Origin of the sequence: Flavobacterium plurextorum, from assembly GCF_002217395.1 — a bacterium.
GTDB lineage: Bacteria > Bacteroidota > Bacteroidia > Flavobacteriales > Flavobacteriaceae > Flavobacterium > Flavobacterium plurextorum.
Map to the genome: position 1 here is coordinate 1 of NZ_MUHD01000010.1, position 11,995 is coordinate 11,995.

General features: G+C 35.1%; 10 protein-coding genes. 5 read left to right on the forward strand and 5 right to left on the reverse strand.

Annotated elements, in window-relative coordinates; all coding sequences use genetic code 11:
* The 5 genes from B0A81_RS04905 to B0A81_RS04925 form a co-directional block, all read right to left on the reverse strand.
* The coding region (locus B0A81_RS04905) for a hypothetical protein (protein ID WP_133063642.1) at positions 1-424 on the reverse strand (424 nt) is incomplete at its 3' end.
* Between the two features lie 105 nt (positions 425-529).
* Positions 530-1,537 carry a recombinase RecA gene (gene recA / locus B0A81_RS04910; protein WP_089053501.1) on the reverse strand — a complete coding sequence of 336 codons (1,008 nt, stop codon included), beginning with the start codon at positions 1,535-1,537 and terminating at the stop codon, positions 530-532.
* A gap of 163 nt (positions 1,538-1,700) precedes the next feature.
* Positions 1,701-2,210 carry an acyl-CoA thioesterase gene (locus B0A81_RS04915; RefSeq protein ID WP_089056990.1) on the reverse strand — a complete coding sequence of 170 codons (510 nt, stop codon included), beginning with the start codon at positions 2,208-2,210 and terminating at the stop codon, positions 1,701-1,703.
* 86 nt (positions 2,211-2,296) lie between these two features.
* Positions 2,297-2,680, reverse strand: coding sequence for a DoxX family protein (locus B0A81_RS04920; RefSeq protein WP_089053499.1), 384 nt, complete (start codon positions 2,678-2,680; stop codon positions 2,297-2,299).
* A gap of 7 nt (positions 2,681-2,687) precedes the next feature.
* Positions 2,688-3,836, reverse strand: a complete 1,149-nt coding sequence (locus B0A81_RS04925) for a DNA polymerase III subunit (RefSeq protein WP_089056991.1) — start codon at positions 3,834-3,836, stop codon at positions 2,688-2,690.
* A 436-nt stretch (positions 3,837-4,272) separates the two neighbouring features.
* Here B0A81_RS04925 and B0A81_RS04930 point away from each other — a divergent pair, with 436 nt between their 5' ends.
* The 5 genes from B0A81_RS04930 (at position 4,273) to B0A81_RS04950 (ending at position 11,945) form a co-directional block, all read left to right on the forward strand.
* Positions 4,273-4,725 carry a hypothetical protein gene (locus B0A81_RS04930; protein ID WP_089056992.1) on the forward strand — a complete coding sequence of 151 codons (453 nt, stop codon included), beginning with the start codon at positions 4,273-4,275 and terminating at the stop codon, positions 4,723-4,725.
* A gap of 189 nt (positions 4,726-4,914) precedes the next feature.
* Positions 4,915-6,207, forward strand: a complete 1,293-nt coding sequence (locus B0A81_RS04935; protein WP_089056993.1) for a hypothetical protein — start codon at positions 4,915-4,917, stop codon at positions 6,205-6,207.
* A 101-nt stretch (positions 6,208-6,308) separates the two neighbouring features.
* On the forward strand, positions 6,309-6,722 hold the full coding sequence (locus tag B0A81_RS04940) for a hypothetical protein (protein WP_089056994.1): 414 nt from the start codon (positions 6,309-6,311) through the stop codon (positions 6,720-6,722).
* Positions 6,719-8,164: a gliding motility protein SprC gene (gene sprC, locus B0A81_RS04945; RefSeq protein WP_089056995.1), complete on the forward strand. Its 1,446-nt coding sequence runs from the start codon at positions 6,719-6,721 to the stop codon at positions 8,162-8,164. Before B0A81_RS04940 ends, sprC begins: the two co-directional genes overlap by 4 nt.
* A gap of 1 nt (position 8,165) precedes the next feature.
* The gene (locus tag B0A81_RS04950; protein ID WP_089056996.1) at positions 8,166-11,945 is read left to right on the forward strand and encodes a PorP/SprF family type IX secretion system membrane protein; all 3,780 of its coding nucleotides are present in this window, start codon (positions 8,166-8,168) and stop codon (positions 11,943-11,945) included.
* The last annotated feature ends 50 nt before the right edge of the window (positions 11,946-11,995 follow it).

Below are 11,995 nucleotides of genomic sequence, written 5' to 3' on the forward strand. Positions count from 1 at the left end.
GTAAAATAATGGTGAAACATAAATGTTTTTGATTTTGAAAGTGCATAATTTCATTCTGAAAATCTTTAGAATAATTATACATTGTTTGATTGTTATTTTTTACTGCTGTATTAATTAATTCATCATAGCTCATGTATTGCCTAGAAATATCATCTTTAGTGTTTTCTGGTGAATTTTTTGAGATGAATAAGGCTGTAATTTTTATGATTTCGTAAATAATCAAAGAGGTTAGAATAAATAAAATTTGAGATACAAAAATGACTAGCAAATCATCAATTTTTAGTGTTTCTAGAATAATGCTTAGTGGTTTGTTTAAGAATAAATTTCCCGAAATATCTCCCGCAAGCAGCCAAGTTGTGAGTATTAATAACCAATAAAAGAGGGTATTAAAATTATCAAAAAATTTGTGGATGTTGTTTAGCATAGTTAGTTAGATTAAGTATATAATTTGTTTTATAAATAAAAAACCCGACAAGTTAACTCGTCGGGTGGTATTTATTAAATCTTTAAATTACAGATTTTTAATTATTTAAGCGTTTGCTAATTCTTTGATATGCGCTTTAATTTTTACTTCTAATTCATCAGCTAGTTCTGGATTATCTTTAATTAAGGCTTTTACAGCATCGCGTCCTTGTCCTAATTTTGTATCTCCGTAACTAAACCAAGATCCTGCTTTTTTAACGATTTCAAATTCAACCGCTAAGTCAAGAATTTCACCAGTTTTAGAAACTCCTTCTCCGTACATAATGTCGAATTCGGCAGTTTTAAAAGGCGGTGCAACTTTGTTTTTAACGATTTTAACTTTTGTTCTGTTTCCAATTACGTTTTCACCGTCTTTAATTTGAGAAGAACGACGAATATCCAAACGAACTGAAGCGTAGAATTTTAATGCGTTACCACCAGTTGTAGTTTCAGGATTACCGAACATTACACCAATTTTTTCACGCAGCTGGTTGATAAAGAAAACAGTACAGTTGGTTTTACTAATTGTTCCCGTTAATTTTCTTAAAGCCTGAGACATTAAACGTGCGTGAAGACCCATTTTCGAATCTCCCATTTCACCTTCAATTTCACTTTTTGGCGTTAAAGCGGCAACAGAGTCAATAACAACAATATCAATTGCACCAGAACGAATCAGGTTTTCAGCAATTTCTAAAGCTTGTTCTCCATTGTCTGGTTGTGAGATAATTAGGTTTTCGATATCTACACCTAATTTTTCAGCATAATTTCTATCAAAAGCATGCTCTGCATCGATAAATGCAGCAATACCGCCTGCTTTTTGAGCTTCGGCAATAGCATGTAATGTTAATGTAGTCTTACCAGATGATTCTGGACCGTATATTTCAATAATTCTTCCTTTTGGATAACCATTTACCCCAAGAGCTAAATCAACGCCAAGTGAGCCAGAAGAAATCGTTTCTACCTCCACGATGGCTTTATCGCCCATTTTCATTACGGTTCCTTTTCCGTAGGTTTTGTCAAGTTTATCAAGCGTTAATTGTAACGCTTTTAATTTGGCTTCTTTGTCTGAACTCATCTTTTTATTTTGTCTAAAATTGTTATTTTGTTTCTTTTCAATAAAAATCAAAAAGAGTAAACAGTGTCCTGATTTTTATTTTTTAGGCTTGTAATTTGGTAAAAATACTTCTTTTTTTTGAAGTTTAGGCGACTCAGATTGTCATAAATTGTAACAAATTTTACTATAGAAACAAAGCCTTTAGTTCTGTGGCGTCAGACGGTTGCATTTTCCCAGCAAGAACTAAACTCAGCTGTTTACGGCGCAAAGCTGCATCAAATCGTTGTATTTCAAGTTCAGTTTCAGGTAATATTGGCGGTACTTCAACAGGTCTTCCAGTATCATCAACAGCAACAAAAGTATAAATGGCTTCATTTGCTTTTGTTCTGCTTCCAGATTCGCGATCTTCTACCCAAACATCAATGAAAACTTCCATCGAACTTTTGAAAGATCTTGATACTTTTGCTTCAACAGTTACAACACTTCCTAGTGAAATAGCTCTGTTAAAAGCAACGTGATTTACAGATGCCGTTACTACAATTCGGCGAGAATGTCTGCGTGCCGCAATACTTGCTGCACGATCCATACGTGCAAGTAACTCACCGCCAAATAGATTGTTTAAAGGATTTGTTTCACTTGGTAAAACTAAATCGGTTAAAATAGTTAGGGATTCTGAAGGATGTTTTGCATTCATTTTTTGATAAAATTTTATTTTCTTGCGCCGTTTCCAGATTTAAAAATCTTTTAAATTGCGGCTTACTTTTTTAAAATTATGGTCGACTAATTCAACCAATAAACGGCCATTACAGCAGGAATAAAATAAATTACAATGGTTCTTGCACCATCATAATCTTTTGCTAATCGCTGTCCGAAAAGCATCATTAACAAACAAATACACGAGAAAATTGCTCCATAAAAGCCATATTCTCGGCCGCTGTTTGTTAACAACTGAATTGCTCCAACAACACATAAAACACCAGAAATTAATTCTAATATTAATAAATGAAATAGGGCAAGAGGAACTTGGTTTTTTAGAGGTGTTTTGGCAAAATGACCTTTAAGCCATTCAACATTATCTTTCCAATAAAAAATCTTTTCATAACCTGATTGTAAAAAAGTTATGGCTAAAAATGCTAATAATAAAATAGAGGCGGCATTATTCATCTGAAAATTATTTTTTGTGAATTAAACGAGTCAGTTTTATAGATAAATCGGTTAAGATTATTTTTGCATTTCCGTTTCTTTCAATGTGATACATCGCATCTGAAAGTTCTTTGAAAATTTCATGAATATTATTGCCGTTTACAAAAGGCGCGAAATTCTCCAGTTTAAATTTGTCTACTTTAGGTTCAATATAAACCAAAGTTGGCGCTTGATAGTTAAGCAAAAGTGCTTGACGAAACATTTCAATACAAAACTGAATAAACTTTTTTTGGCTTTCGCGGCCAAGTCCTGCAATTTCTTCGCTCCAGGAAATTAAATCCTGAATTGCGGCAGCATTTCCTTTTGCTCTAAAAGCGGCGCGAACCCAATTGACAAACCATTGTTCAAATGGATATTCAGAATCATCTTCTTTGAGCAGATGAAGTGCTTTATTGAAATTTCCCTGGGCTTGATGTGCAATTTTGAAAGCTGATTTTTCGTCGAGATTTTCTTTTGAAATTAAAGCTTCGGCAATTACTTTTTCCGGCAGTCCGTTAAAGTGAATTACTTGACATCGAGAGCGTATGGTTTGAATAATATCTTCTTCATTTTCAGAAATCAGAATAAAAATTGTCTTATCCGAAGGTTCTTCCAGAAGTTTTAATAGTTTGTTTGAAGCTGCAATATTCATTTTGTCAGCCATCCAAATGATCATAATTTTATAACCGCCTTCGTATGATTTCAGTGAAAGTGATTTTAAAACTTCCTGTGCATCTTCAACTCTTATTTCTCCTTGTTTGTTTTGAACGCCAAGTATTTTATACCAGTCAAATAATCCGCCATATGGCATTTCGTGAATGAAAGTTCGCCAATCCTGAATAAAATCTAAGCTTTTTGGTTTTGTTTTTACATCTTCGGTTGTAACCGTAGGGTAAATAAAGTGCAGATCGGGATGCGAAATATTTTGAAATTTCAGGTTACAGGAATCGTTACCATTTTCGTTTTCATTTCCAGAGTTATTGCACAAAATATACTGCGCATAAGCAATTGCTGTCGATAATGTACCGCTTCCTTCGGGGCCGATGAATAATTGTGCATGCGGAATTCGTCCAGAAGACGCGCTTTTTATTAAATGGCTTTTGATGTAATCCTGACCTAAAATTTGTGAAAATTGCATGAAGCAAAGATAGAAGAAAATGATGTAGTCAAAAATTTTCCAGATAAAGATTATGCTGCTGCTTTAATTTATGAGATTCTGATGGATTTTTATAAAAATATTTGTGGTTTGTTAACGGACTTTTGTTAATAAAATAGTTCACGCGAGTAAATATCAAGACTTTTTTGTTAATATTTTTTTCAAAAAAATGACGAACATATGTTTTTTTTGGTTATTTAGAGTAGATTTTGCTCTATTTTTTATGGCTTAAATCTTACGGTTTGGATTTTAACAATTTTAACAGAAAGCACGGTAAAACGCACATTTTCTCGACATAACGCTGGTTTTTAAGCTTTTTTTAAGCTTTTTTTTTGAAAAAACAAATCAATAAAGTTGCAATTTAAGTTAATTTCTATATTTTTGTTTTCATCAACAACCAATTATTTAATAAGAATTTATGAAAGGGAAAATTATTTTATTAAGTGCATTTTTTATCTTGACAACTGCAGCTGCTTCAGCTCAGGCAAAGAATGCTCCAAGAAGTATAATTAGTACGACAGCTCTTATTCGTAAATATCACGATCAAAAAGAATTGAGTGGTATGCAAAAAGGAGAATTGTTAGAGTTATACATTGAACGAATAAAAGTTTTAGTAAAAACTCTCCCTTACATTGCGTTGGTTACAAAACCAGGTGTTACAATGGCAGACTTAGGTATTCCAGACGATAACGAACACAAAAAAGTTTTAGATGCTCAGGCTGTTGGCACAACAAATTTCTTAGACACTACGGTAGAATTTCAAAGAAAAATGATGCCATATTCAGATAAAGGAAACTTAATCGCAGCAATTTTATTTTACGAAAGTACATTGAAATCTTTACACGAATTCAACGATTTGAACGAAATGTAATTTTTATAAAAATATTTTAAATCACTTTTTTGATGCTTGTACGGCTTTTAAGTTTATACTGCATTTTGAAAGAAGAAAGAAAATTAACTCGTTCTCGATGTGTTCTGGATACCAACAGAAAATTTCGAGATGAGTTTTTTCATTTACGCATAACCAAATTTATTATTAACCCCCAATACCCCCCTTATCATGAAAAAAATTACTCAAATGATCTGTATCTTTTTGACAGTCACAAGTATGAGTGCTCAACAAGAGAAAGGAATTATGGGCTACACCAATTGGTTAAACAACTGGACCGAATTTAAGCCTAACAAAGTAGATTACGGAGAAGCAAACCAAATTTTAGCAGGAAACATTTCTGTTAACACAAAATTGCTGAAGAGGAATATTTATGTTTTGCAAGGTAACGTGTATGTTACAAATAATGCAGTTTTAACAATTGAACCAGGAACATTAATTATTGGTGATTTTGAAACAAAAGGAACATTGGTAGTTACTAAAGGTGCACAAATTATGGCCGATGGTTTAGAAACTGATCCAATTGTTTTTACTTCTAACAGAAGCTTGAAAAAAGCTGGAGACTGGGGTGGAGTTGTTATTCTTGGAGATGCTCCAATTAACAAATTTGGAAATGTAGGTTCTTATAACCTAGATCTTGACCCAACTCTTACTACTTATGGTGGTGATAATACAGCTTCAAATTCTGGTATAATGCGATTTGTTAGAATCGAATTTGCTGGAAAAAAAGTTAAAGGTTTAGATACTTTCAACGGATTAACTATCGCTGGAGTTGGTAGTAAAACAATCTTAGAAAATGTAATGGTAAGCTACTCTGGAGGAGATTCATTTGCTTTCTTTGGAGGTGATGTAAATGCTACAAAATTTGTTTCTTATAAATCAATCAACGACGATTACAAATTTACTCAAGGAGTTCAATGTCGTTTATACAATTCATTAGCCGTTAGATCATCTTACTTGTCTAGTAACAAAGATGGATCTCGTTGTATGGAAGTAAAATCATATGAAAAGAAAAGTGAAACAGATTTTACTAAAAAACAAACGCTTGTTGTTGCTACGAATATCACAATGCTTAACGACAGTGAAAACATCAATGCTGATATTCAATCAGGTTTAGTAAAAGAGGCTGTTTATGTGGCCGAAAATGCTTCTCTTGAAATGAAAAGAAGTGTAATCTCTGGATTTAATCCTGCTGTATTGTTAGACAGTAAAACGGAGATCAATGATGCTAATCTTAAAAAAATCAAATTTGAAGAAATGTACTTCAACCTATGTAAAGGAAATATCTTTACAGAGTACAATTCTAACAATGAAGATTTAGAGAGCTGGTACGGAAACAGCGTGTTTTTTAACGTTTATTCTCAAAGCAGCAACAAGGAAACATTCATTGACATTTTCAACGCTAAAAAACCAGATTTTAGATTACAATTAGGAAAAATCACAGCTTCAAGCGGCAATAGATAAATAGATTTCGATTTTTATTTCAACGCGTAAATTTTATTAATAAAGTCCCCAGACACAATTTATGTATCGTCTCAACCGGACCAAATAAAGATCAAGACATAATGGCTCAATCTACAAAAAAGTATTTTTTATATACAATATTTTTGTTTTCGCCTATATCGTTAAGTCTATATGCACAAAGTGCTGCAACAACAGAATCTATAGTTTCTGTTGAAGCTCAGTGCAGTTTGACTTCGTTTAAAGCGACAAACCAAAAAAATGATCCTGCTAAAGGGATCAGTCAATTAGAGAATTCTAATCAGTTTATAGCAGGGCTGTCCACCCCCAAGGACAGCCTTACTATTGCAACTGAAATGAAGGATCTAAGTGCAGACTGTAATGAAAATTCATTAATTAGTGCAACTTCAATTCTTGCAAAAGATATTATTGAGAACTATAAATATGATTTTTCAGAAACATTCATAGATATCTTATTTTTTGAACGTATAGACTTATCTAGAACACGTACTATATGATTCAAAAAATTACTTTTTCTTTTACCAGATTACTTATTTTATTTAGCATAATTCTATTTACTAAATCGAGTTCTTATGGGCAGACTATTATTCCAAAGCAGCTTGATGGATTGGAAAAGTTATGTGCGGGAAGTTCATTTAATGAGTTTTATGCATCATTTAGTTATGTTAATTTTCCTGCTGGAACCACATTTGTCATAGAAATTTTAGACAATTCAAATAATCCTATAGCAACAACTTTTTTAGATGCTGTGGATGTTAGTTCTACACAGAAAACGATAAAATTTGCAGTTCCTGTAAGTTTGACCGGTTCAGATTTGTACGGATTGAGAGTTAAAAGTTCAGGAGCATCTCCTGTTACAAGTGTTCGATTTAAAAACTCTATTGGAGACACTTCTTTTCCTGTTTATTATAAAGATTTTGAATCTAAATTCTTTATTAATAATCAAAATACTAATGTAACGATCTGTCCAGGTGGAAGTGTAACTCTTTCAATAGATAATAGTACACCTTCTATACCTAATTCATCACCTTTAAACTTTACAAAACTTACATATACGTGGTATAAAGACGATATTGCTATTGCTGGTCAAAGCGGTAAAGACCTTGTTGTAAATACAGCAGGGAGTTACTATGTTGTGGTCAATTACGGTAAATGTTCAGATGTTAATATTAGTTCAAACAAAGTGACAGTCGCTACTTCGAGCGGAGGTTCTGGCGTTACAATCGATTCAAACTTAGGAAATCCTTTTTGTTCAAACGGCACAGGTACAATTTTAACAGCAACCGCAGGAAATAAGTATCAATGGAAAAAGAATGGAGTTGCGATTAAAGATGCTGTAGGTCGTTCATATGCCACAAATGAATCTGGTGTTTATTCCGTTGATGTCGATTTTGGAGGCTGCAGCGCTTCAGGATCTATCGATCTTAAAAGTAACGGTTTTACAGCAAGTATAGATGTTGCAGATACTACTTCTCTTAATGAAGGTGAAACAGTTAATGTGAGCCTTACTACAGACGCTGCTAGTCCAGAGTATGAGTGGTCATTAAATGGAAATGTAATCGCAGGAGCAACATCAAGATCATATTTGGTAGCCGCACCTGGTAACTATAAAGCAAAAATTTCTCAGACTACAGGATGTATATCTTCTCAGGAATTTAGTTTTAAAGTTACTGGTCCAACAGCACCATCTACAGTTATTCAGAATATAATTAAGCTCAGCAGTGCAAATCCATATTGGAATATTCCTGATGCTTATAAAAATGCTAGTACTAAAGTAATTATTCTAAGTTCAAACGGCGAAAAAGTGCTTGATGTTTACAACTATCAAGGCGATTGGCCGCAGACGGCAATAGATTTTAAAAATGTAAATCCAGTATATTACTATGTCATTCAATCAGACACCGGTGAAAAAAAAGGATCAATAACTGTGATTAAATAAGATGAAGAAAATTTTACTATTCATAACTTTATTTTACGGTTTTTCAAATGCACTCTATTCTCAGGAACAAAATGAGAATGGAGTTGTTTCGTTTTCAATGCCTATAAGAAATTCTTTAAAGTTCAACAGATATTTAATTAACCCAGCGTTTAGTTTTGTTCGAGAAACAAATGCCTATGCAAGTTTTTATAATAAAAGACAATGGGTACAATTTGACAATGCGCCGCAAACTTATTTGGCGGGTTATTCAGGTCGTTTTAGAGAAAATGAAGCTTTCGCTTTTGGTTTATTTCAACAAAATTATGGTTTAATGACTGTTTTTGGCGGAGTCGGAAATTTTGCTCACAACATCGTATTACAAGAAGACAGCAACTTAACATTCGGTTTGAATGTAGGTGTTTATAAAAGCGGATTAGACAGAGGTAAAATCGTTTCAGATGATATTGAAGTTTTAAACGGAGAATATCCCTCAAATACTTTATTAACTGTTAATCCAGGTATTAATTACGGAACTGCTTTTCTAGATTTCGGATTATCGATAAACAACTTAGTGCTTTACAATTTTGGTTCAGGAATGGTAAAGGATGATCCCGAAAGAGCCATACAATTGCATGGAATGTACACCGGTTATTTGGATAGTTTTGGTTTTTTTGACAGAAGTAAATTTTCGGGACTTGTAAAAACAGAGATTAAAAAAGATAAAACAGTTATTTCTGGACTTGCTATGCTTGCTATTCCGCAAGGAGTTTGGGCGCAGGCAGGATATAATACTTTATATGGAATTTCGGCTGGTTTAGGGGTTAATATCTCGCCTAGCATTTCGATCGAATACAATTATGAAAGAGGAATGGGAAATTTTACCAATATGGGAGGTTCTCATGAGTTTGCAATTGCATATAAATTTAAAAGTAAAAATTACTATTACGGTGAAGATGAAGAAGGTTCATTAATAGATCCTGCAAAACCAAAACCAGTAATGGCTAAGAAAACTACAAGTGCTCCAGTTACGAGAGTGAGTGGTGCCGAAACAGCTAGATTAGCAGCTGAAGCTAAAGCTATTGCTGATGCAGAAGCAAAACAAGTTAGACTTGCCGCTGCAGAAAAAGTGAAGGCTGATGCCGAAGCCGCAGCAAAAGCAAAATTAGAAGCAGATAATAAAGCGAAAGCAGATGCGGAAGCTATTAAGATAAAATTAGCAGCCGATGCTAAAGCGAAAGCTGATGCCGCGGCCAGTGCGAGAGCACAAACCGCAACAGCAAATAGAGCAGTTGCCACAACACAAAAAACACAAACACAATTGGCTGCAGATAAAGCCAGAGCAGATGCTGAAGCGCGCAGAATTAAACTTGCCGCAGATAATAAAGCAAGAGTTGATGCAGCTGCAGCAGCGAGAGCTCAAGCAATTGCAAATAAACCTGCAGCAGCTAGTGCAGCTCCACAAAAAACACAGGCTCAGTTAGCAGCTGATAAAGCAAAAGCAGATGCAGAGGCTCTTAAAGTTAAACTTGCGGCTGATGCCAAGACCAAAGCAGATGCGGAAGCATTAAGAATAAAATTAGCAGCAGATGATAAAGCTAAGGCCGATGCGGCTGAAGCAAAACGAAAAGCGGAAGCTAAAGCGAAAGCAGAAGAAGCAGATTTACAATCTATACTTGCTGCAGATGCAAAAGCAAAAGCAGATTCGGATGCATTGCAAGCTAAGTTAGCTGCCGAAGCAAAAGCAAAAGCTGCAGCTGAAGCAAAAACTAAAGCTTCAATTGATGCTGCAAATAAGGCGAAACTTGCATCAGATGCAAAAGCGAAAGCAGCTGCGGATGCGGCCTTAAAAGAAAAATTAGCTGCCGATGCAAAAGCAAAAGCAGATGCCGAAGCAAGACAAGCATTAATAGCGGCAGAAGCAAAAGCGAAAGCTGATGCCGAAGCTTTAAAAATTAAGCTGGCTGCAGATGCTAAAGCAAAAGCAGATGCCGAAGCACAAGCAAAATTTGCCGCAGAAGCAAAAGCGAAAGCCGATGCTGAAGCACTTCAAGCAAAATTAGTAGCTGATGCTAAAGCAAAAGCCGATGCTCAAGCTAAGCTGGCTGCTGAGGCTAAAGCAAAAGCAGATGCAGAAGCATTACAAGCGAAACTGGCAGCTGAAGCAAAAGTGAAAGCTGATGCAGAAGCGGAACAAGCGAGATTGGCAGCAGAAGCTAAAGCAAAAGCCGATATGGTCGCATTACAAGCGAAACTAATTGCCGATGCTAGAGTGAAAGCTGATGCAGAAGCAACTGCGAAAGCAAAGGCAGACGCTGAAGCTAAACAACTACAACAAGCTGAAGAAGCTCGCTTGGCTAAATTAGCTGCAGATGCAAAAGCGAAAGCCGATGCTGAAGCTCTGAAAGCAAAACAAGCGGCTGAAGAAAAAGCAAAACTTGATGCTGAGGCAAAAGCTAAAGCCGATGCACTTCAAGCTAAACTTGCAGCAGATGCGAAAGCTAAAGCAGATGCAGAAGCCTTACAAGCGAAACTTGCAGCCGATGCAAAAGCTAAAGCAGATGCAGAAGCACTACAAGCTAAGTTAGCTGCAGATGCTAAAGCCAAAGCAGATGCTGAAGCTCTTAGAGCAAAACAAGCAGCGGATGAAAAAGCAAAAGCGGATGCAGAAGCGCGTCAAGCAAAACTAGCAGCTGATGCAAAAGCAAAAGCAGATATGGAGGCGGCTCAGGCTAAATTATTAGCAGATGCCAAAGCTAAAGCTGATGCAGAAGCGACTGAAAAAATGAAAGCGGAAGAAGAAACGAGACAGTTAAGATTAGCAGAAGAAGCACGTGAAGCAAAATTATTGGCAGATGCGAAAGCGAAAGCCGATGCTGAAGCTCTTCAGGCAAGATTAGCAGCTGAAGCAGCTGCAAGAGTGGCAGCAACTCCAAAAGACGATACTGCTAAAGCTATTGAAAACTTAACACAATCGTTAGAAAGTTCAAGTAAAGTACAGAAAGATTTATTGTCTCAGTTTAATACAACAGTAGCTAATAAACAAAGAGACTTGAACGACTTAAGAGAAGAAAACGATTTAAGTGAAAAAGGTATTTATAAAGAGCCAAAACCATTTAAAAGCGTTGCCGCCGAAAACAGTCAGTTAGAAGCTTTAAAAGGACAGCTTGCTGATGCGAGCAGAATGCAAAAAGAAGAGATTGCAAAGCTGACTAATTTGTACAACGAAAGACTTAAAAAAGTTCCAAATAAAAATGACGCTTTAAATAAAGCTTATCTAGATAAGATAAATGAGTTAAAAGCAGCACAGTTAAAAATGGAGCAAGACAGTGCGGTTCTGCTTTCGAATTTGGAGCGTATTAAGACTGAAACAGAGATTGAGAAAAAACGTAGAATTAAACGTGCAGCTTATGAAAATGATCAAGGAAGATATGCACAGGACGTTGCTGCTCTTAAACGTATAAAAGAGACAACAAAATTAAGCAGTACACCATTGAAAGCAAGTGACTTTGATTTTGGTGAAGACCAGTCGAATATGCAGATTATTAAGAATATTAAAAATTCTGATAATGGTTATTATTTAATTATTGCTGTTCACAACAGCGTTGAAAAAAGAGATGAATTCTTAAGAAAAGCTGTAGCAGCTGGACGTGCAGATGTTAATTTCTTCTACAACGTTACAACAAGTAAATATTACATCTATTACGATAAGTTCGATGGATTGCCAGAAGCAACTAAGGCATTAGAAGCTAAAGGATCTAAACCATATAACGGGAAAATGGCTATCGTAAAAGTGGAGAATTAAAAAATATATACAGCTCTCAGCTATCTGAGAGCTTACAGAAATAAATGTTT

Excerpts from the sequence above, each read along its gene's own strand:
- B0A81_RS04950 (WP_089056996.1), top strand. The coding sequence starts at position 8,166 with ATGAAGAAAATTTTACTATTCATAACTTTATTTTACGGTTTTTCAAAT.
- recA (WP_089053501.1), bottom strand. The coding sequence starts at position 1,537 with ATGAGTTCAGACAAAGAAGCCAAATTAAAAGCGTTACAATTAACGCTT.
- B0A81_RS04925 (WP_089056991.1), bottom strand. The coding sequence starts at position 3,836 with ATGCAATTTTCACAAATTTTAGGTCAGGATTACATCAAAAGCCATTTA.
- B0A81_RS04915 (WP_089056990.1), bottom strand. The coding sequence starts at position 2,210 with ATGAATGCAAAACATCCTTCAGAATCCCTAACTATTTTAACCGATTTA.
- B0A81_RS04935 (WP_089056993.1), top strand. The coding sequence starts at position 4,915 with ATGAAAAAAATTACTCAAATGATCTGTATCTTTTTGACAGTCACAAGT.
- B0A81_RS04920 (WP_089053499.1), bottom strand. The coding sequence starts at position 2,680 with ATGAATAATGCCGCCTCTATTTTATTATTAGCATTTTTAGCCATAACT.
- B0A81_RS04930 (WP_089056992.1), top strand. The coding sequence starts at position 4,273 with ATGAAAGGGAAAATTATTTTATTAAGTGCATTTTTTATCTTGACAACT.
- sprC (WP_089056995.1), top strand. The coding sequence starts at position 6,719 with ATGATTCAAAAAATTACTTTTTCTTTTACCAGATTACTTATTTTATTT.
- B0A81_RS04940 (WP_089056994.1), top strand. The coding sequence starts at position 6,309 with ATGGCTCAATCTACAAAAAAGTATTTTTTATATACAATATTTTTGTTT.